The organism is uncultured Alteromonas sp. (assembly GCF_963976965.1).
Lineage (GTDB): Bacteria > Pseudomonadota > Gammaproteobacteria > Enterobacterales > Alteromonadaceae > Alteromonas > Alteromonas naphthalenivorans.
Map to the genome: position 1 here is coordinate 1 of NZ_CAXBMP010000002.1, position 21,726 is coordinate 21,726.

At 43.1% G+C, this 21,726-nt stretch carries 20 protein-coding genes; 13 read left to right on the forward strand and 7 right to left on the reverse strand.

Annotated features, from left to right (window positions below):
- The first annotated feature begins 278 nt into the window (after positions 1–278).
- From rsxA to AAC006_RS01760, 8 genes are all read left to right on the forward strand, one after another.
- The gene (gene rsxA / locus AAC006_RS01725; RefSeq protein ID WP_013784953.1) at positions 279–860 is read left to right on the forward strand and encodes an electron transport complex subunit RsxA; all 582 of its coding nucleotides are present in this window, start codon (positions 279–281) and stop codon (positions 858–860) included.
- Complete coding sequence (gene rsxB / locus AAC006_RS01730) at positions 860–1,429, forward strand: electron transport complex subunit RsxB (RefSeq protein ID WP_013784954.1); 570 nt, start codon at positions 860–862, stop codon at positions 1,427–1,429. The genes rsxA and rsxB overlap by 1 nt, the downstream gene beginning before the upstream one ends.
- A gap of 3 nt (positions 1,430–1,432) precedes the next feature.
- Positions 1,433–4,033 (forward strand): electron transport complex subunit RsxC, encoded by a 2,601-nt coding sequence (gene rsxC / locus AAC006_RS01735; RefSeq protein ID WP_208804342.1) that lies wholly within the window; start codon positions 1,433–1,435, stop codon positions 4,031–4,033.
- On the forward strand, positions 4,030–5,118 hold the full coding sequence (gene rsxD / locus AAC006_RS01740) for an electron transport complex subunit RsxD (RefSeq protein WP_013784956.1): 1,089 nt from the start codon (positions 4,030–4,032) through the stop codon (positions 5,116–5,118). Before rsxC ends, rsxD begins: the two co-directional genes overlap by 4 nt.
- Positions 5,119–5,787, forward strand: a complete 669-nt coding sequence (gene rsxG, locus AAC006_RS01745) for an electron transport complex subunit RsxG (protein ID WP_013784957.1) — start codon at positions 5,119–5,121, stop codon at positions 5,785–5,787.
- Positions 5,784–6,476: an electron transport complex subunit E gene (locus AAC006_RS01750; RefSeq protein WP_159529623.1), complete on the forward strand. Its 693-nt coding sequence runs from the start codon at positions 5,784–5,786 to the stop codon at positions 6,474–6,476. The genes rsxG and AAC006_RS01750 overlap by 4 nt, the downstream gene beginning before the upstream one ends.
- Positions 6,477–6,573: 97 nt before the next feature.
- Entirely contained in the window at positions 6,574–7,215 is a 642-nt protein-coding gene (nth, locus tag AAC006_RS01755; protein WP_126871908.1) for an endonuclease III, read from the forward strand.
- 266 nt (positions 7,216–7,481) lie between these two features.
- Complete coding sequence (locus AAC006_RS01760) at positions 7,482–8,375, forward strand: alpha/beta hydrolase (RefSeq protein ID WP_126871909.1); 894 nt, start codon at positions 7,482–7,484, stop codon at positions 8,373–8,375.
- Between the two features lie 147 nt (positions 8,376–8,522).
- On the opposite strand, the gene AAC006_RS01765 is transcribed toward AAC006_RS01760, so the two are convergent.
- Positions 8,523–10,601, reverse strand: a complete 2,079-nt coding sequence (locus AAC006_RS01765) for a S9 family peptidase (RefSeq protein WP_288388988.1) — start codon at positions 10,599–10,601, stop codon at positions 8,523–8,525.
- Positions 10,602–10,934: 333 nt separating this feature from the next.
- Between AAC006_RS01765 and AAC006_RS01770 the strand changes: the two genes are divergently transcribed.
- Positions 10,935–12,335 (forward strand): M20/M25/M40 family metallo-hydrolase, encoded by a 1,401-nt coding sequence (locus tag AAC006_RS01770; RefSeq protein ID WP_063458284.1) that lies wholly within the window; start codon positions 10,935–10,937, stop codon positions 12,333–12,335.
- Positions 12,336–12,404: 69 nt separating this feature from the next.
- Here AAC006_RS01770 and AAC006_RS01775 read toward each other — a convergent pair whose 3' ends face one another.
- The 4 genes from AAC006_RS01775 to AAC006_RS01790 all read right to left on the reverse strand — a co-directional run bounded on the left by AAC006_RS01775 (position 12,405) and on the right by AAC006_RS01790 (position 16,565).
- The gene (locus AAC006_RS01775) at positions 12,405–13,601 is read right to left on the reverse strand and encodes an alpha/beta hydrolase-fold protein (RefSeq protein WP_244360031.1); all 1,197 of its coding nucleotides are present in this window, start codon (positions 13,599–13,601) and stop codon (positions 12,405–12,407) included.
- A gap of 539 nt (positions 13,602–14,140) precedes the next feature.
- The gene (locus tag AAC006_RS01780) at positions 14,141–15,808 is read right to left on the reverse strand and encodes a diguanylate cyclase (RefSeq protein ID WP_126871910.1); all 1,668 of its coding nucleotides are present in this window, start codon (positions 15,806–15,808) and stop codon (positions 14,141–14,143) included.
- A gap of 189 nt (positions 15,809–15,997) precedes the next feature.
- Positions 15,998–16,186, reverse strand: a complete 189-nt coding sequence (locus tag AAC006_RS01785; protein WP_013784965.1) for a hypothetical protein — start codon at positions 16,184–16,186, stop codon at positions 15,998–16,000.
- A gap of 166 nt (positions 16,187–16,352) precedes the next feature.
- Positions 16,353–16,565, reverse strand: a complete 213-nt coding sequence (locus AAC006_RS01790) for a cold-shock protein (protein ID WP_013784966.1) — start codon at positions 16,563–16,565, stop codon at positions 16,353–16,355.
- 553 nt (positions 16,566–17,118) lie between these two features.
- Here AAC006_RS01790 and gloA point away from each other — a divergent pair.
- Positions 17,119–17,505 (forward strand): lactoylglutathione lyase, encoded by a 387-nt coding sequence (gloA, locus tag AAC006_RS01795; RefSeq protein ID WP_013784967.1) that lies wholly within the window; start codon positions 17,119–17,121, stop codon positions 17,503–17,505.
- 59 nt (positions 17,506–17,564) lie between these two features.
- Positions 17,565–18,578 carry a glycerophosphodiester phosphodiesterase gene (glpQ, locus tag AAC006_RS01800; RefSeq protein WP_041452973.1) on the forward strand — a complete coding sequence of 338 codons (1,014 nt, stop codon included), beginning with the start codon at positions 17,565–17,567 and terminating at the stop codon, positions 18,576–18,578.
- A 93-nt stretch (positions 18,579–18,671) separates the two neighbouring features.
- Here the strand turns inward: glpQ and AAC006_RS01805 are convergent, their stop codons facing one another.
- Positions 18,672–19,478, reverse strand: a complete 807-nt coding sequence (locus AAC006_RS01805) for an OmpA family protein (RefSeq protein WP_049791830.1) — start codon at positions 19,476–19,478, stop codon at positions 18,672–18,674.
- 316 nt (positions 19,479–19,794) lie between these two features.
- Here AAC006_RS01805 and rnt point away from each other — a divergent pair, with 316 nt between their 5' ends.
- A complete protein-coding gene (gene rnt, locus AAC006_RS01810) occupies positions 19,795–20,451 on the forward strand; it encodes a ribonuclease T (protein WP_013784970.1) in 657 nt (218 codons plus the stop codon).
- Between the two features lie 178 nt (positions 20,452–20,629).
- Here the strand turns inward: rnt and AAC006_RS01815 are convergent, their stop codons facing one another.
- Complete coding sequence (locus AAC006_RS01815; RefSeq protein WP_013784971.1) at positions 20,630–21,235, reverse strand: peroxiredoxin C; 606 nt, start codon at positions 21,233–21,235, stop codon at positions 20,630–20,632.
- A 251-nt stretch (positions 21,236–21,486) separates the two neighbouring features.
- On the opposite strand from AAC006_RS01815, the gene AAC006_RS01820 reads away from it, so the two are divergent.
- On the forward strand, positions 21,487–21,681 hold the full coding sequence (locus AAC006_RS01820; protein WP_013784972.1) for a bacterioferritin-associated ferredoxin: 195 nt from the start codon (positions 21,487–21,489) through the stop codon (positions 21,679–21,681).
- Positions 21,682–21,726: the final 45 nt, after the last annotated feature.

Below are 21,726 nucleotides of genomic sequence, written 5' to 3' on the forward strand. Positions count from 1 at the left end.
CAGTTGGTTAGAGCGACGGACTGTTAATCCGCAGGTCCCCCGTTCGAATCGGGGAGGGGGAGCCACTTGGTTGGCTCATTACCGCTTTATACTTCTTCTATTATCTCATACGTTTTTTTCTTCCTGAAATAGCTTATATATTCATTAAATAACCCTAATTCAATCAAGTTGTTAATCTGCGCCTAAAAAGCGATAATAGACAAATTATTCCTGTTTCAATTTCGAGTACGGCCATTATGCCGAGACTCAACTAATTCCTCGTAGGAATTGCGATTTTCATGACTGAATTTTTATTACTATTAATTGGTACCGTATTAGTTAATAACTTCGTGCTGGTGAAGTTTCTTGGCTTATGCCCTTTTATGGGTGTGTCGAGCAAACTCGAAACTGCCATGGGCATGTCTATGGCCACCACGTTTGTATTAACGCTAGCCTCGGCCACAAGCTACTTAGTAGAGACTTATCTACTTGCGCCTTTAGGTATTGGCTACTTACGAACATTAGCGTTTATTTTAGTGATTGCTGTCGTGGTTCAGTTCACCGAGATGGTGGTGCATAAAACCAGCCCTACCCTTTACCGCTTATTAGGTATTTTCCTACCTCTTATTACCACCAATTGCGCTGTGCTTGGTGTTGCTTTGCTGAATCTTACCGAGCAGCATAACTTCATGGAAAGCCTTATTTATGGCTTTGGTGCGGCTGTTGGCTTTTCATTAGTGCTAGTTCTATTTGCGGCCATGCGAGAACGTTTAGCTGCTGCCGATGTGCCTGTTTCATTTAAAGGGGCATCGATTGCAATGATAACGGCGGGCCTTATGTCTTTGGCATTTATGGGCTTTAGCGGTTTGGTGAAAGTATAATGACCATGACATACGCCATCATCGCATTAGGCGCGCTTGCGCTTCTCTTCGGTTTAATTTTAGGTTATGCCAGTATTCGATTTAAGGTGGAAGGCGACCCATTGGTTGATCAAATCGATGAAATATTGCCCCAAACTCAATGTGGACAATGTGGCTACCCTGGTTGCAAACCCTATGCAGAAGCCATTGCTAATGGTGATGAAATTAATAAATGCCCCCCAGGTGGTGAGTCGACCATAAAAAAACTTGCCGATTTGATGGGGGTAGAACCAAAACCTCTCGATGCGGCTCACGGCGAAGAAGATACGAAAAAAGTCGCCTTCATTCGAGAAGACGAATGTATTGGTTGTACCAAGTGTATTCAAGCATGCCCCGTTGACGCCATATTAGGTGCAGCAAAGCATATGCATACAGTGATTGTTGAAGAGTGTACGGGCTGCGATTTATGTGTAGATCCCTGCCCAGTAGACTGTATCGATATGGTGCCTGTTACACCAACCACAGCAACATGGAAGTGGGATTTTTCCTCATCACCTAAAGGTGACATTCCAATTAAAATGGTGTCGTAAGCGTTGAACTACCCAGATTTTGATAACATTATTGAACGCCTAAATTCAGGGAAACTCTTTTCGTTCCCAGGCGGCGTGCACCCTGATGATAAAAAGAGACTGTCGAACAAGGCCGCTATTGTGCAGCCAACAATGCCAGATCTGCTCACATTGCCTATACGTCAACATGTGGGTTCAGAAGGTATATGCTGCGTAAACGTAGGTGACTATGTTTACAAAGGCCAAGCGCTATCTAATGCTACAACACCTTACGCTGTGCCAGTGCATGCGCCCACCTCGGGGCATATCGTTGCTATAGCACCTCACGTGGTTGCTCATCCTAGTGGTCTTACGGAAATGTGCGTTAGCATTAAGCCCGATGATAAAGATACGTGGGGCGAGCTATCACCTTTAGCTGATTATACTGGGGTAGATAAAAATACGATTGTAGATGCCATCTGCCAAGCCGGCATTTCTGGCATGGGAGGCGCAGGCTTTCCTACCCATATTAAAACCGCCACCAGTAAGCCCGTTGAGTTTTTAGTGCTAAACGGCGTTGAGTGCGAACCTTACATTACTGCAGATGATCGCCTTATGCGCGAACACGCGTGGCAGATTCGCCAAGGCTTAGACATTTTAGCGCATATTATTGAGCCTAAAGCGATTGTTATTGCCATTGAAGATAACAAGCCTGAAGCCATTCAAGCACTTAATATAGCCTGCCAAGACAAGGATGCGTATCGGGTAGTACCTATTGAAACGAAATACCCTGCAGGTGGTGAGAAACAATTAATTCAAGTTATCACGGGCCGCGAAGTGCCCCGTAACGGTCTTCCGGCAGACATTGGCGTCATGATGTTTAACGTGGGGACCTGTTTTGCCATTGCCGATGCTATTTTACACGGTAAGCCACTTATTGAACGTATTGTCACGGTAACCGGTGATGCCGTAGCTAAGCCTGCTAATTTTCGAGCTTTACTTGGTACACCAGTAAAGCACTTGCTAGAAGAAGCCAGCTACCAAGCTAAAAAGCAAACGTCGCCTAAAGTGATTATGGGCGGCCCTATGATGGGCTTTGCCTTGGCGGATGCCACCATACCTGTGGTGAAAACCACTAACTGTTTATTAGTACCCAGCAAAAAAGAACTGGTAGACGATAACGCCGAACGCCCGTGTATTCGTTGTAGTGCGTGTGCTGACGCATGCCCTGTTTCTTTACTACCACAACAAATGTTTTGGCACGCCAAAGCAAAAGAATACGACAAAGCTGAAGACTACGATCTTTTCGACTGTATCGAATGTGGTGCTTGTGCGTATGTATGCCCCAGTGAAATACCTTTGGTTCATTATTACCGCCAAGCTAAATCTGAAATACGATTGCAACGAGACGAAAAGAACAAAGCAGAAAAAGCGAAACAACGTTTTGAAGCGCGAAACGAGCGCCTAGAACGGGAAAAAGAAGAGCGTGAAGCCAAACACCGCCGCGCTAAAGAAGCACGACTTGCTGCAAAGAATAATTCCGATAGCCAATCTGCATCACCAGCCCCTTCTACAGAGCAAAATAGCTCTAAAGATAAAGTCGCGGCTGCATTAGCCAGAGCCAAAGCGAAAAAAGCAGCCCTTCAGAGCGCTAATTCTGACGAAACAAGCGTAGCTGACGCAAAACCTGCAGCCGCAAATAGCACAAGCACTACCGCAAGCTCACCTGCTGATGATAAAAAAGCGCAAGTTGCCGCCGCCATAGCACGCGCTAAAGCTAAAAAAGCCCAGAAGCTTAAAGAATCGGCGTCTGAAGCACCTAAATCTGATGAAGTTTTTTCAGAATCTCAATCGACAGCACAGACAGATCAACAAGCGACTGAAACCCAAGTTGAAAACCAAGCTGAAAATGTAAGCACGGCTGCCGACGATAAGAAAGCGCAAGTTGCCGCCGCCATCGCGCGAGCAAAAGCCAAAAAAGCAGCACGCCAACAACTAGACGAAAGCAGCGCTGAAGTAATTGGAAGCGATTTACCACAAAGTCAGGCAAAGGAAGAGGCTTCTACCTCAGCTTCATCAACGCAACTGCAAGATGAGAAAAAAGCCCGGGTTGCCGCCGCAATTGCTAAAGCAAAAGCTAAGAAAGCAGAATTACAAAAACAGCAGAGCCGTGGCGATTTAAAAGCGCCTAAAACAGCGTCAGATGATGCTGAAGGTACTGTTGAAGCTAAAGCTAGCCATATTGATACAGAACACGAAAAGCCTCTTGAAAGGCCAAACAGTAGTGTTGACAATGTCGAAAAAGCGTCAAACAACGAAACCACGAACACCGCGGATGACAAGAAAGCCAGAATAGCTGCGGCGGTAGCAAAAGCTAAAGCGAAAAAACGTTTAGCGGAAATTCAGAAAACGCAAACTGATGATTCAGGCACTGCTAGTCAAGATGTTGAGCCTGAGCAGGTAAAGGTATCAGAGAAAGCCGAGTTACCTACCCCTACAAGCGAAGCCGAGCAAACCGCTCCACAATCAGTACTATCTGAAGAAGCAAACGATCCTGCTCTTGAGAAAAAAAGCCGTATTGCAGCGGCCGTCGCTAAGGCTAAAGCAAAAAAAGCAGCGGCAGAAAGTGAGAACAATCAATCATGAAATTAATCTTATCGAGTTCTCCCTATCAAAGAGTGAAGCGCGATACTGGCCAGGTCATGCGCTTGGTCATTTATGCCATGGTGCCTGGTATTATTGCTCAAACCGTATTTTTTGGATGGGGTACACTCATTCAAGCCTTTTTAGCGGTCGCCAGTGCCCTCGTTTTTGAAGGGGTTATCCTCTGGTTACGTAAACGCCCTATCGAGCGTACGTTAACCGACTACTCCGCCATACTAACCGGCCTGCTAATTGCTATTAGCATTCCGCCTACACTGCCATGGTGGATGACGATTACAGGCGTATTTTTCGCCATTGCCGTCGCCAAACAAGTATACGGTGGCTTAGGGTTTAACATTTTCAATCCAGCGATGATTGGCTATGTAGTACTGTTAATTTCATTCCCGGCCGCCATGAGTTTATGGTTACCCCCGCAGCACCTAGCTAGCTTAACACCTAGCTTCTTAGACTCTGCGGCACTTATTTTTACCGACTTTTCGACCACAGGTTACGATGTTACCCAGTTACGGACTGTGGCAGACGGTGTAACAATGGCCACACCGCTCGACACCCTAAAAACTGACTTAACCTTGGGTATTACGTACTCAGAATCATTGCTCAGACCTATTTTTTCCACGGGGCTATTTCAATCTGCTGGTGCAGGTTGGGGATGGGTAAGTTTAAGTTATTTACTCGGCGGCCTGTGGCTTGTGAAGTTAAGAGTGATTAGCTGGCATATTCCAGGCAGCATGTTGGCGTCAGTGGCGGTTTTTGCATTATTGCTTTATATGATTGATGCCGATCATTATGCATCGCCGCTTTTTCATCTCATTAACGGTGCAGTGATGGTAGGCGCATTCTTTATTGCCACCGACCCGGTATCTGCGTCAACCACACCAAAAGGGCGCATAATTTATGGCGCAGCCATTGGCTTTTGGGTGGTTATTATTCGAGTTTTTGGCGGTTACCCAGACGCGATTGCTTTTGCAGTCATTATTATGAATATGGTCGTGCCGCTGATTGATTACTATACCCGCCCCCGTACATACGGGCATCAGGTTACTAAGAAAGCAAGGCGAGTAGAGTAAATGGTAAAAGAGACGCTAGTAAAAAATGGTTTGATGCTAAGTGCGTTTGCGATAATTGGTACTGCGCTCATCGCCCTCACCTATAACGGTACAGCCGAACGTATTGCACAGCAACAAAAGCAAAAATTGCTTAGTATATTAAATGAAGTGGTGCCGCATGAGTTACATGACAATGAGCTTTATGCTGATTGCACGGCGGTGGTAAGCTCCAATTTAGGCACCCAAGAACCTCATACGGTTTATCGAGCACGGATAAACGGCGAACCTACAGCTCTAGCCATTGAAGCTACCGCACCAGATGGTTATAGCGGTGATATTGCGCTGGTCATTGGGGTAGATACGCAAATGAATGTGCTTGGTGTTCGCGTGTTAGAGCATAAAGAAACCCCAGGACTGGGTGATAAAATAGAATTGTCGATCAGCGATTGGATAACGTCATTCACCGGAAAACACTTTTCAGTAAGTGCCTTGCCTGTATGGCAAGTGAAAAAAGACGGCGGTGAGTTCGATCAATTCACTGGTGCCACAATAACGCCGCGAGCGGTGGTTAGCGCGGTTAAAAATGCACTGCTTTACGTGCAAGATAACCAACAAACTTTATTTTCCGCTCCTAATATGTGCGGTATTGAAAATGACGTATTACCAACCAATGAGGTGTTAAGCGAATGACAGATTATCGCGACCTTACCCTCCAAGGTATTTGGAAGAACAACCCTGCCCTAGTGCAACTTCTAGGCTTATGCCCTTTGCTGGCGGTAACCGCCACCTTTATAAATGGACTAGGGTTAGGCTTAGCTACCACGCTAGTATTGATTGGCAGTAACGTTACCGTTTCATTGGTACGGAATATTGTTCGAAACGAAATACGCATTCCTGTATTTGTTATGATTATTGCCGCCTTTGTTACCATAGTGCAGCTTTTAATGAACGCCTTTACCTACGAGTTATACCTTGCGCTGGGCATATTCATTCCGTTGATTGTTACTAACTGCGCAATCATCGGTAGAGCGGAAGCTTTTGCCTCTAAAAACAGTGCGGGCGCATCAGCATATGATGGCCTAGTGATGGGATTAGGGTTCACCTTCGTACTTGTTGTGCTTGGCGGTATGCGAGAAATTTTAGGTGCTGGAACCTTGTTCGCAGGTGCCGACAGGCTATTCGGCAGCATTGCCAGTAACTGGACACTCACCTTATTTGAAACCGATTCTCCTTTCTTGCTAGCAATATTGCCTCCCGGTGCGTTCTTGGGCATGGGGCTTTTAATTGCTTTTAAGAATATGATTGATGCTCGAATAGCAGCCCGCGAGACTACGGTAAAAGAAAAAGCCACTCGCGCACGTGTTACCGCCGACGCATAATAAATGCTAAGCGGCTAGTGGCAGAGAATATGGTTACGCCTGAATGGCTAAGCCTGAATGGAAAAGCCCGAGTGGAAAAAGAACGAGCTAAATAAAAATGAATAACACAAAAAGACGTGAAATCTTAACCCGACTTCGGGACGATAACCCCCACCCTACCACTGAGCTTAATTTCTCCACGCCCTTTGAGCTGTTGGTCGCGGTCACTTTATCGGCGCAATCTACCGATGTTGGCATAAACAAAGCCACGGACAAACTTTTTCCCGTTGCCAATACAGCCCATGCGATTGCTGCTCTTGGTGAAGACGGGTTAAAAGAATATATAAAAACCATCGGCTTGTTTAACTCAAAAGCCAAAAATGTACATCGCCTTAGTGAAATTTTGGTTGAAAAGTACGATGGTGAAGTACCCGAAAGCCGAGAAGCCTTAGAAGCTCTGCCTGGCGTTGGCCGTAAAACGGCTAACGTAGTACTGAATACCGCGTTTGGCTGGCCTACCATCGCTGTAGACACCCACATTTATCGCGTAAGTAACCGCACTAAACTTGCTATGGGTAAAACCGTTGAGAAAGTGGAAGAGAAGCTACTAAAAGTAGTGCCAGCAGAATTTAAGGTAGACGTTCACCACTGGTTAATTCTTCACGGCCGCTATACCTGCATTGCCCGCAAACCTCGTTGTGGAAGCTGCATTATTGAAGACTTGTGTGAATTTAAAGATAAAACTGAATATGCTGAGTAACTTAAACAAGGGGCTTAACCTGCTAGCGGCAGCTAACTAAGAGCTAGCTGCCGCCCTGCGAAGAGTTACTTGCCAAAAGCGTCTATCGCAATACTAACCGCCTGTTAGAAAATTCTCCGTCCGAATAGTGTTACTAGTCAACGCATTAGATTCCAATTAAACTCCTATCTAAAAGCAAAAGTCTGCACATCGTTGTAAGCCAATATAGAAATCATTAGGAATTATTTATCATCGTTTTATTGATTACTGCTGTTATTGTAGGATTGATGATTATTTTATCGACTAAGCTGCGTCGTATGCTATTGAGTCGATTAATCTTTGATTTTGTTAATCGTACAGAAGCTAAGTTAGCAAGATTGTATTGTGACAGCCGCTCAATTGATGGGCTTGAAGTGTTTTACCATAGCAATACAAAACACTTTTCTAGCGACAAGCCTGTGCTGGTACTTATACACGGTTTCAGTGCTGATAAGTATGTGTGGAATCGTTTTGCCAAAAGATTCTCTTCTCAATATCACCTAGTTATTCCTGACCTTAAAGGCCATGGCCAAACTGCTTACCACCCCGATGATGATTATTCTGTTCCCAGCCAATGCCAGATGTTATTGGCACTATTAGATCAATTAAACATTAAGCACTTCAGCATAGTGGGTAATTCTATGGGCGGAATGATGGCGGCTAAACTATTTGATGAAATGCCTAAGCGAATTGAAAAAGCAGTATTGATCGACCCAGCAGGCGCTAAGTCACCATTTGCTCAGAATATGATAGACAATAAATTAAATCCTTTTGAACATGAAGTTGAACAGGGTTTTTTTAAATTCTATGATTTAATCATGGCTAAACCACCATTTATCCCAAAGTTTATTTTGCGCGCACTCGCATGGGAATATATTAATAAGCGAGCGCAATATACCCACATGTTCCATCAATTTTTCAACTTGCGGGATTTTTACTCTCGTGATTACCGTTTCGATTATCCTGAGTCGATGCTGATATGGGGGCTTAACGATAAGCTGTTACCGGTAGACGATTTTACCCACTGGAAATTGATGCTCAATTCAAACACACTTATTTATGAAGATCTTGGCCATATGCCTATGGTGGAAGATGTGAAACGTGTATCTAAAGATATTTTAAGCTTTTTAAATAAACATTAAATAAGCAATAAAACGGTTAGTAAAAGATAGCTTATTTGCAACAAATGCTTAGCCAAATTAACGGCATTTAAAAAGTAAAAAGCCCTAATACTAAAACAGTATGTAGGGCTTTTATTTTTAAGCTTTACTTCTAAAGAAAACTAATCTCTAGTCTTCTTTCTTTTCACTGTTCGTGTCGTCTTTGTACTTGTCAAACCACGCTAAAATATATCCAACTTTACGTGCTAAGTTAGAAGGTTTAGCTGCAATACCATGATAAGCCCCTTGAATACGCACCAGTGCGCTATCTACACTTTGTAAGCGTAATGCACCATAATATTGTTCGCTTTCAGACATAGGAGTACGTACATCTAATTCACCGGTGAGCACCATGGTAGGCGTTGTTACATTGCCCACTAATGATAACGGCGAACGGTTCCAATATTGCTCGTAATCGTTCCAAGGTAAGTCTGTAAACCAATACTTGCTCATATACGCATAGATATCAGATGTACCAATCATACTTGTCCAGTTTATAACGGGTTTCGCCACTACAGAGGCTTTGAAACGGTCGGTCTTTCCGATGATCCAAGAGGTCAGTGTCCCCCCGCCAGAACCGCCAGTAACAAATAAGTTAGACTCATCCACATAACCTTTGGCAATAGCGGCATCCACCATATCCATAAGGTCGTCATAATCTTGTGATGGATAATTTTTATCAATTAAACTAGCGAACTCTTCACCTTGAGAAGTAGACCCACGAGGGTTGCCATATAAAACAACATAACCAGCAGCAGCCATTAATTGTATTTCTGTTGAGTAACTGGGGCCATACGCAGTGTGAGGCCCGCCATGTATTTCTAAAATTAGCGGGTATTTTTTCTTAGGGTCAAAGTTAGGAGGGGTAACCAACCAAGCTTGTAAGTCTCTATTATCTACACTGCTTTTTAGTTCCACCAACTCTGGTTTATTCACTGTTTTGTGATCAAACACATCACCATTTAAGTCAGTCAGTTGTTTAACCTTCCCTTTACTGGTCACTATTGCAAGATCAGCAGGGCGATCGCCCATTGAAGCGGTATAAACAACGCTACCTTTAGGGGTTACATCGTAATCGCCCGATGTGTACGGCCTACCTAAACTAGTGCCACCTAAATCACTTGTTTTCGTTGAAATTTTACCTGACAAACTAACATAGGCGACACTTTTCTTACCCATATCATCATAACTAAAATATACCCCTTTACCGTTGTCAGCCCACTTAATTGCACCGACAGAGCGGTCTAGCTCACTAGTCAGGTTTTCGATGCCCGTGCCGTCTGAATTCATTACATATAAATGGCTTAGCTGATTTGATTTTCCATTATCTTCATTACCAACAAAGGCAATTTTATTACCGCTAGGGCTTAAATGAGGGCTTCGTTCAGGGCCACTCATATCAGTTAATCTAGTCACCTTTGACGTTTTTACATCAATGCTAAACAGATCGCTATTAAGCATATCGAAATCAGCTTCGTCGCTGGTGTTAGCAGAGATAATGATCTGTTGACCATTGTCAGACCATGCTATGGTACCGGCGTGGTCATGTTCCCCAGAAGTAATTTGTCTTGGCGTTCCGCCAATGGTTGGCACAACATATATTTGCATGTTGCCGGGGCGTTTCATTCCCATGCCGTCTCGTTGGAAATTGGTTTGGTCGATATACTGTGGGGTTTCTGCCCACTTAGCGCCTTTAGGCTTAAAATCTAAATTAAATAACGGTTTGGCTTTAGTGGGTGTAAACATAGCAAAAGCTAAATATTTACCGTCTGGTGAAAAACTCATACCGCTCGGGCGCATTGCGACATCAGTTACGCGAGTTGTGCTATTTGATGCTAAATCTTTTAGATAAACTTGAACCTTACCTTCTTTACTTGAAAGGTAAGCCATTTTAGCGCCATCAGGTGAAAACACAGGATTAAAGTGGTTTTTACTGTCAGAGAGAATAGGCAGATGAGCACTTCCATCTAAGGCTATTGTCCACAGATTCCGTCGCATTGAATCAGTCATAATATCCATGCTACGACGCTCGTACACAACATGTTTGCCATCAGGTGTTACCACTGGGTTTGTAGCATACTCAAGATTAAATACGTCTTTTAAAGACAAAGTATTACTTGCAGATTCGTCTGCCAAAACCGAATGGGCAGTTAATAATGTGCTTATGACTAGTGTTAACGCCGACTTGCTTAAACATCTCTTATTCATGGCTCGTTTGCTCTAATTGTTTTAATTCGATAAATAGAATGACTATTGAAGGTCTAACATAGCTTATATAACAGTAGAAATACCTTACCTTTGATGTAAAAAGTAGTATTTATAGGTTGAATTTCATATTCTGGTCGCGCTCAGGGTTTTCTTCTTTTAGCTAAGAGACTGTAGCTGTAAACGGCAACATCTTCTACGCGAGCAAATTCGCATTACTTTACGGCCTAAACCGTTAAAACTAGAAAAGAGCGCTTAAATAATAAAAAACAATTTTGGGGTACGTTGCAGTTACTATAAGAATTCGGCCCAAATAACAGTATTAATGGAGAACACATGCATCAACTTAGACGCCTCACTTTTACCGCTATTGTAGCTTTTTTTAGTTTTCCGCTACTGGCAGCTTCTAATGTGATAACAAACGAACAAAAACAAACTGCGAACGACCTTATAGAAACTGCGCTGAAAAGTGACTTAGGTATGGACATCGTGACATCGCTGACAACAGAAATAGGCCCTCGATTGGGAGGCTCTGAAGCTGAGAAACGCGCGAGAGACTGGGGGGTAAAGTTAGGCGAACGTTTGGGATTCGACAACGTCAGTATCGAACCATTTACGATGCCTTTTTGGGATAGAGGGCATCTACACATATCGCTAACCTCGCCCTACCAGCAGGATTTATACGGTACTGCTTTAGGTGGTGGCGCTCCATCAAAAGAGAGTATTGATGCCGATGTAGTATATTTTAGAGATATTCACGCATTATCAGATGTTAAGGATGGCAGCCTTAGCGGAAAAATTGCTTTTGTCGATGGCGACAAAATGGTTAAAAGCCAAACCGGCGCAGGTTATGGCCAAGCCAATCAACGTCGAAGAATTGGCTGGCAACATGCGCAGCGTGGTGGCGCTAGCGCATTGGTGGTTCGCTCTGTCGGTTCAGACTCACATCGATTCCCACACTCAGGGATGATGAGTAAAGACGGTGACAAATGGGCAGATATTCCAGTTATCGCTATCTCAAATCCTGACGCTGATCACCTTCGCCGCTTACATGGATTAAGCAAGCCTATAAGTCTTTCACTGCATTCAGAATCAAAATGGAAAGGCGAAGTGAAAAGCGGAAATGTTGTTCTCGATTTAGTGGGAAGTGAGAAGCCTGAAGAAATCGTACTTATTGGTGGCCATCTAGACAGCTGGGATTTAGGCACTGGCGCGGTTGACGATGGCGCAGGCGTTGCCATCACTACCGCAGCTGCCGCGTTGATTGCTAATTTACCGACTCGCCCCAAGCGCACCATTCGGGTGGTAATGTTTGGTGCAGAAGAAGTGGGTTTACTTGGTGCATTCGCCTATGCGAAACAACATGATGCGAACCTACAAAACCATGTTTTGGCAACCGAATCTGACTTTGGTGCGCAAACCATTTGGCAGTTAGTATCAAACGTCAATCCAGAAGCTACCTTGCTGATGGATGAAGTAGGAAAAATATTGTCCCCTCTTGGCATAGTGAGAGGAGGATCAGATGTTCCCGGCGGTGGTCCTGACATCATTCCCTTGGCTAAAAAAGGTGTACCGACCATTCGATTAAACCAAAATGGACAGGATTACTTCGATTTACATCATACGCCTGATGATACGCTTGATAAGATTGATCCCAATGAATTAGCGCAAAATATTGCCGCTTATGCAGCAAGTATATATTTAATTGCTGATTCAGATGTGGCATTAAAGCCTTAAGATGGCATAAGCGGGCTAGGACTGAGCTAGTACAACTGAGCAACTCTCCTGCCCGTTTACATTTGCGCTTTAACTCTCACCCAGCTTGTTCAATAACCGTTCCCGTCTACCCACGTAAACGTCATAGCCATCGTAATCCGATGAAGCTAGCGCTAATGCCTTATTCACCTGCTCCAGTGCTTTTTCAAACTGGCCTGACTGCTCGTAGCCATAGGCAAGACCATTGTATGCATCAGGCGAATTGGGATAACGTTCAATACCGTACTGAAATAGCTTTATAGCTTCATCGAAATCTTGTTCTGTCACGAAGTGATAACCTAATTCTCTTATTACCCATTCCGCCGCTTCGATTTTCTCGCCTCGTTGCTGTGATACCACTTCGTAATACTTTTCAATCGAACTCAAATCACCATCATAGTCTTTCGGGCGCATATACTCTGAGTAAAATAAACTGTAATACGCTTTAAAGCTTGCTGCATTGGTCACAAGGTTATGAGGTACGTCATTGAATACATCGTTATGCCACCGTAGCCCCACCGGCTTGTTTTTACGGATATCTGAAATCATCGCATCGTAATAAGGGCGCATGGGCGCACCTTCGTTGCCAATAGCGGTATAAAGGTAATGATCGAGCTTTTTATTATTCTTTATGAACTCAACCGTAGTCTTTGCCGTTGCGCCATGTGCCCACCATACCGCAGCACTGTAAGTTAAGGCAGCATTGAACAATTCAGGCGCTTGCTGCATTGCATACAATGAGAAAGCGCCTGCAGCCGATGCACCTGCAATAACTCGAAAATCATGCACCCGATATTTACTTTCCACCATCGGCATCAATTCTGAAGTGATAAATTGTAAAAACTTAGCACCTCCGCCGCCATAACCCACGGGACCACTGGGGTCTTTATTTACGTTAGGGTATAAATCCCGAAGACGGTCGGTGTTTTCGATTGCCACCACAATAACTTCTGGCGCCGCCCGCTGAGATTGCAAACTTTCAAGAACCGCATTCAACATGACGAGCGTAGTAGCGCCATCAAGACGGTAAATAATAGGGTATTTTTTATCTGGGTTTTCAGCATAGCTTTTAGGGAGTTGAACAACCACAGTGCGCTCTTCTGATAATACCTTCGATGTTAGCTTTTCGGTAATTAGGGTGTAACTGAAGCTTTGTGTTTCATCTTCTACAGAAGCATCTTGCCCATAGGAGATTGGGCTGATTGATAGTAGAAAAAAACATAGTACCTTTATTCGCTGCAGCGCCATGAAAGTTAAGTCCTTTTAATGCGTTATGATAAATTGTGCGATTTAATTACGTTACCACAAAATCAACGGGGTCGGAAAAGGAGGCGAACAAGGATGTGGAAAAAGGCGCCATAGGAAGACAGAAATGAGAGCCGATCCCCCCAGGCGAGCGACTTTTCATTTGAGCGGGCTGGACGCTTGAGCCACTTGCAAATACATGATTAATCATTGATCTATCTATTAAGTGAACAAAACAGTGGGTGTTGAGCATGAGACCTGAATTAATCTTTTTACTGCCCTTGGCCTTGATGATAGCCGCTTTTTTTACGCTCAGCATCACCGTAAAGCTTCAAAGAAACCTTGATAATGTTCACTGTGATGGTGAAATGCGTAATTTTTACTGAGTTCAACACCTAATACGATAAAGCTTGGCTCTCCACGCTTGGCGGTTTAAATAGTTGGCACTGAAACTAAAAGCGAAGTCATATTATTTACAGAGGCTAAGCGTTTCCACTGAGCCCTTATTAAGAACTCTTACAAAAAGCTTTTTCACTAAGCGCCTAGCCAGAGCGCGGATGCTTCGATTTAGCTTTGTGTTGATACATACGTTTATCTGCCAACGATATACATTCTGAAGGCACCTTAGTCTCAAGGCTTGTTGCAATCCCAAAGCTAACGCCCGCATCACTCCATTGCTTGCTAAGCTCCATTGAAACATTCGATACTATTGATAAGGCGCTATCAGCCACGTTTCGGGTTTCTCTGGTCGAATCGGCTTGCAATACCCCTACAAACTCATCGCCTCCTGAGCGGAAGATATCTCCCAAAAAGTAAAACGATTGTTGCAATAGGCTCGCAGCCTTAATAATAAGTTTGTCGCCTTCATCATGACCGTGTTTATCGTTAATGGCCTTTAAACCATCTAAATCGATGAAAATAATAACGTAGTAGTCATCTAAGGCTTCAATGCATTCTGTTAGAGAGAATCTGTTACCAAGCTGAGTCATTGAGTCTATGCGCGATAAGTACTGGTTTCGATTGAACTCCTTTTGCTTTAATTTAAACCACTCAGTTAAGCACAACAAAATACATAAGCAATCTAGCGACAATGCAAATATAACAACAGATTCGGGGTACGCTAGCTCACCGAAATACTGGCTGTGAGCAGCAATGTAGTAGCCAAGTGATGCACTGTAGAGTAGATTGCCTGCCAAAAAATATTTCGCGCGGAAATCTTGCTGTCTAATCATGCTCACACCCACCGCTATGGTCACCACTATCCAGAACATAGCCAATAAGTGAGATAGTAAATATGCGATAGAAAATGGCATAAACCACATGCCAACGCCTAATACAACGCTTACTAGACTCAAAGTGTTAAGAAATTTGAACAACTTTTTGTGGTCGGTTTTGCACTCAAATAAATCTGAGACAAACTGAGCAGCACAGGCAATAGCGAAAGGAAAAAGTAGCATTCCCCAATAACTGGTATTGAATGGGAAATGAACGATATCACCTAGCATTCCAGAAGCTGCCATCCAGCCAATAGCGTGAATACCCAAATAGCCTGCACAGGTTAATGCTACTCTTTTCCTCGTCCCAGAATAGATGAGCAAGGCCAGCAAGGACAAAATGAACATGGTGGTAATGCCAGCTATGGAAATACCGTTATTAAATTTTTGGAAACGATAAAACTCTGTACTGTCTAACACAGTAATGGAAACTGGCGTAGGAAACTGCTTGGCCTTAATAAACAGCCATAATTCTACTCGCTCATTTGCCATAACGGTTTGCACCGTCACGGCTTGAAAATGAAGCACCGGCGGCGAGCTGTCATCAAGAAGTTGAGAGAAGACTTGAGTGCTAAGTTCAGGCTGAACAGGCGACGAATATGAAGCTAAACCAACATCAATGAAGTTGGCATTAACGACAACAAAGTACTGCCCTTTTTGTGAAATATCTAAGACTACTTTGGTAAAGTAACTTCCCGACTTCCCACCCAGTGATGGCACAACCGCGGCGTATTCATAAGCCTCTTTTAAAATTGCTAGCTTATTTTTTGATTCGAGATTTGATGTATCAAAAGAGTAATCTAATTCGTGCCACACATTAGCATCAGCGATTATACGCTTATCATCACCGACTGATATAGGTTCCTGACCAAATGCGGGGACTACCACCAGCATGAGGAGAAAATAAAAAACACCCAAATGAAAGTAAGAAAGCAAAATCGAACCTTGTCTGCAGGTAAAAGGGCAACAAAACTGTTACTTGTCCTATATCAAGCATAAACCTGCTTGCTCAGAATACATAATATAAAAGAGGAAATTTACTTTTTTATACGCAATATTCTGTAAGGCAATAGCGACACACGAGCTCTTAACGCAGTATTAATTTTGCTTCAGCCTGCTTATTAGCTAAGCATAAATACTTTCAACCGTAGTATTAAGCAACCAACGTAAAAATACTTTAGTATCTCTGTTGTTGTGAAATTGAACTGACTTTTGACACTCTTTATCGGTAAAAACAACGTTGAAGTTATTTACTGAGATTGTCGAAATAGGGGGAAGTGTACGGAGCGAAGCGCCGTTAATAGTATGAGACATATAATTTTTCTTTGTATAATAATGTTGCTAGTTTTTTATTCGTTTTAAAATTCCTTTCAAAATTCTGTTCTTATCAAACCAAAAATAAATAAAAATATTAGTACTGCACAATTAAAAAAGGCTAAGTAGAAACTTAGCCTTTTGTCGTTGTATTTTAAAGTTCTACTTAAAGAACAACAACGTTTGCAGCTTGAAGGCCTTTTTGACCTTGTTCTACACTGAAGCTAACCGCTTGGCCTTCAGAAAGAGTTTTGAAGCCGTCAGAAGCGATTGAACGGAAATGTACGAATACGTCTTTACCGCCACCGTCTTGAGTAAGAAAACCAAAACCTTTATCTTCGTTGAACCATTTAACTGTGCCGTTTACTGTATCAGACATGTTTGTAACCTTATATATTTGAAGTAATTGGTGAAATTCACCGGATAGCAATAGATTTAACTTACTAGTAACGCAAATGTATATCTATTAAAACTTCGGTAAAACTGAAGAATAAAAGGGTACAAGGCAGTAGTAGAAAAAGCTTTTTATTATCTAAAGCGGGCATAATGTACATCTTTCCGTAAGGTAAGTCTACCGATATTGCTATTTATTTCTATTATCGAGCAACATATTACTGTATTACTTCCATTACAATCGCCCACACACCTTAACCCTCGTGCCCTCCCCCTTCATTCACCATCAATGGCAGGCGCAATCACTACAGACATTTCACATACGTAAGTCGATAGAATAGTTGTGTTATTTACTACAACGTCGCCGTCACCTTAAAATAGACAATAAGGGAATGTATAACTTTTAATTGTCCTTTTTTGCTAGCGGTTTACCGATAGGTGCTTGCAGCTATTGTATTTGGGCTTTAGTGTCTCATTCCTTTCACATACCCATAGTAAACTGATATATATGATGTTCTTAGAAGAACGGGGAGAGTCGAATGAGAATGCTACACACCATGCTTCGTGTTGAAGATCTTGATGCATCTTTGCACTTCTACACTCACTTGATGGGCATGAAGCTATTGAGGAAGTCTGAAAACCAAGCTTATGAATACACGCTCGCTTTCGTGGGTTATGGTGAAGAAACTAACACTACCGTACTTGAACTCACTTATAACTGGGGCGACAACACCTATGAAAAAGGCACGGCTTACGGCCACATCGCCATCGAAGTAGACGATATTTATCAGTTCTGCGAAAACCTAGAGCAAAATGGCTGTGATGTATACCGTAAGCCAGGCCCCGTAAAGGGCGGCTCTACTGTCATTGCTTTTGTTCGCGATCCAGATGGCTATGCCATCGAACTTATTCAAACAAAACAATAAGTCTCTATTTTAAAATACAGCGGCCCTATTAATAAGGATATTGCCCTATCATGCTAAAAATTCGTCACGCTCTACTTACTTTCTCGCTTTCTATCTCGATTTTTGCAAGCCCAGTACTATTGGCGAAAGACTTCGATGTTATTGCTCATAGGGGCGCGTCAGGTTATCTGCCTGAGCACACATTAGAAGCCGCCACGCTTGCTTTTGCCATGAACCCTGACTTTATTGAGCAAGATGCGGTTATTACTAAAGATGGGATTGCTGTGGTCTTGCACGACATACACTTAGAAACAGTAACCAATGTTGAGCAAGTATTTCCAGAGCGTGCACGTAAAGATGGTCGCTTTTACGCCTTAGACTTCACGTTAGCTGAGCTTCGTACTCTGCAAGTACACGAACGAGCGAACAGCAAGGGTGAACAAGTTTTTACAAAACGCTATACAGGGAATACGGCAAATTTTACCGTGGCAACCTTAGAAGAACACTACGAGCTTATTACTCAGCTTAATCGAGAGTTCAATACCAATGTAGGGGTTTATACGGAAGTAAAATCACCAGCGTGGCATAACGAACAAGGAGTAGATGCTAGCCAGATTGTGATTGCATCACTAACACGATTTAATCTTGCCAATAAAGACGCCAACAGTTACTTGCAGTGTTTCGACTTCGATGAAATAAAGCGCATTAGAAAAGACCTAAACTATGCGGGAAAAGTGGTCATGCTAATAGGTGAAAACAGTTGGGGAGAATCAACCACAGACTACGATTGGATCAAAAGTGAAGCAGGCATGAAAGAAGTGGCTAAATATGCCGACGGTTTAGGCCCTTGGTTAGGCCAACTACTAGACCCCCAAGCGATGGAAACAGGCAAACTGATACCCGCATCTTGGGTTGAGTATGCCCATTCAGAAGGTTTCATTATTCATCCCTACACGTTCCGTCAAGATGCCCTACCGCCAGGTATGACTGCAGAGCAACTTCTTTCTACCCTGAAACACGTGGTAAACGTAGACGGCGTATTTACCGACCATGTGCCGCCGGTAAAAGCCTGGCTTGAAGCACAAGGCGAATAGCAACAACAAATATATTATTCACTTCACAAAAAAGCGGCCATTAAGCCGCTTTTTCAAATTTGTTTATATTTTTTACTTAGTTTTTAGATAACCCTAAGATTTAGATAACCGCACTACTACCCTTCTATTTTGCGCTCGCGACTCTCGGGTATCGTTATTTGCTATATGGCGCTTCTCACCGTGCCCCGTCAGTTGAATTCTGTCATCGGGCACGCCTATGGTAGTTAAGTAGCTTTTTACTTCATTGGCTCGGCGTATAGATAATTGTTCGTTGTTCCATCGCCCGCCATAGCTATCGGTATAGCCATCAAGCAATACTAACTCTAAGTCGCTATCTTCTTTTAGGTATTCCCCAATCATTGTTAGGCGCTTTTGAGAATACTTAGTCAGTTCGGTACTGTTTTTCTGATACGACAACACCGTATAGGCAATATCGTCGAAGTTGTAAGGCAATAAGTTAGACACACACTTAACGAAGTCTCGATACACCATCGAGAAATTACTGGCGTTTAATGCAACACTCACTTTATCGTATTCGTTATACCAGTCTTGATAATAAATGGTGGGCCAGAAGCCTTTTTCGAGTTCACTTAGCATAGTCCATGCAGCGTCTTGCGGAAGGTCACCGTTATATTGCGTGCGCAATGTCATATCGGCGATGGTTTTAGGCGCTACACCCGGCATCCACTTTGGCGGTACAGAATAAACAGCAGCTACATCGAAGCGGTTAGGCAATAAATGCATGTCTAGCTCAAATTCCATATTAAGCCGTTTAGAAGCCACGCTTGTAAACATGGCATCGCCGTAACCGGGTAAAGGATGGTTCAATGTACATTGCAAACGCGATGCATCAACCACTTCCCAGTTAGACGTTTCTACCGTAGCAGAATACTGACGCATAGCACCGCTTGCGACCGTAGTAAAAAACAACGGAATAAGTAAACCGAATTTACGCTTCACAACTATACCCACTCAACTGATAAACCATACCTAACGAAAAGGCGCTTACAGAATATATCGTCCTTAGTGTAGAAAAGTTTAGCCTTCTATACCATTAATACCATCAATTATGCCCTCATTTCAGGTTTCTAACGCCCCACATTGAAATTCAGGCTGGATACCGTGGGTTATCCTTGCCATAATCCCAGCACTTTTTGTAGCATTTCTATGTTGATACAGCTTTGTTACGTAACCAAAGAACCTGCTAAGAGAAACTATGTCTGAGTTGCACCACTCCCTTCCTCATCGTTTTAGGGGCTACTTCCCTGTTGTTATCGACGTTGAAACCGCCGGTTTTAATGCTGGGACCGATGCCTTACTTGAAATTGCTGCCGTAACGGTAAAAATGGAAGAAGATGGTCTGATTTATCCCGACCAAACTTTTCATTACCATGTCGATCCTTTTGAAGGCGCGAACTTAGAGCCTGCAGCGCTAGAGTTTAACGGCATTGACCCTCACTGTGCCCTGCGCGGTGCCATAGAAGAAAGTGAAGCAATGAAGTCGTTGTGCAAAGGTATTCGTAAAGCGCAAAAAGATGCGGATTGCCAGCGCTCGGTGATTGTGGCGCATAACGCCACCTTCGACCAAAGTTTCGTCAACGCGGCTATCGCTCGTTGTAATATCAAACGCACGCCTTTTCACCCCTTTGTGTCTTTTGATACCACCAGCCTTGCCGGTTTAACGTTAGGCCAAACTGTTTTGGTTAAAGCCTGCCGTGCGGCAGGTATTGAGTTTGATCAAAAAGAAGCCCACAGCGCATTATATGATGCGCAAAAAACCACGGAACTGTTTTGCTTTATGGTAAATCGTTACAAAGCATTGGGCGGCTGGCCCTTAGCTGGTGAACCTATCAGCCCTGATGAGCCTTGCTGATAAGCAACGTCTGAAATGCTGCCTTAGCTGCAATCGCTTCAAATTAAAATTTATTCAGTAGAAATAAAAAACAGCGCCGAATGGCGCTGTTTTAGTATTAGGTAGACGTATTTGCATAAAGCCTATTTAACAAGCCTGAGTGCTTACTTTTAAAGCTTTTGTAGATACTTTCGGCCTATTATAACTTGTCAGCTTCTGCTGCAAGGTACTTGGCTACGCCTTCTGGTGAAGCATCCATACCCGCTTTACCTTGTGTCCAACCTGCTGGGCAAACTTCGCCATGATCCTGATGGAATGCAAGTGCATCGACCATACGAAGCATTTCGTCTACATTACGGCCTAGCGGAAGGTCGTTAATCACTTGATGACGTACTAGGCCTTCTTCATCAATCAGGAAAGAACCTCTAAATGCCACGCCATCTTCTGGATGCTCAACATCATACGCCTGACAAATTTCATGTTTCACGTCGGCCACTAACGTATATTGAACTGGACCAATGCCACCTTCGTTTACTGGCGTATTTCGCCATGCGTTATGAGAAAACTGTGAATCGATAGAAACCCCAATCACTTCTACGCCCCGTTTTTTAAATTCTTCAAAACGCTTATCAAAAGCAATAAGTTCAGATGGGCAAACAAAGGTGAAATCTAGCGGGTAGAAAAAAAGTACCGCTTTTTTGCCTTTGATGGTTTCAGATAGTGAAAATGAATCAACTATTTCACCTGAACCTAATACTGCAGCAGCGGTAAAATCCGGCGCTGGACGGCCAACTAATACACTCATAAATATCTCCAATTTATATAAAAACTAAATAATAAGTAAAACGTCTTTTCACTTGGCGTTTTCTAACTCTCTTTATTGGTACTTTATCTTAGATAACAAGCGGTAACGCACTCTACTTCTGCTAATTTTTCACTCATCGTACCAACGGCCACCCTTTTTGATGATTTCTTGAGTGTGAATACGACTAAATCTCACTTGCATTAGAATGAAATAGCAATTATTATCATTTACAGACTTATTTGGAGTGTTTTATGTTTGTATGTATGTGTTACGGCGTTACCGATAAAAGCATACGCGCCGCAGTACAAGGTAATGGCGTAGGTAACATGCGTGAATTGCGTGAACATATGGAACTTGGTTCCCAGTGTGGCAAGTGCATCCAAATGGCACAACAGATTATCGATCAAACCATCATCGATGATTCTATGTTTAAAAACGTAGGCTAGCCCTTTCTTTTTTCCTAGGTATTTTCCTAGTTTCTATTTTTTAGA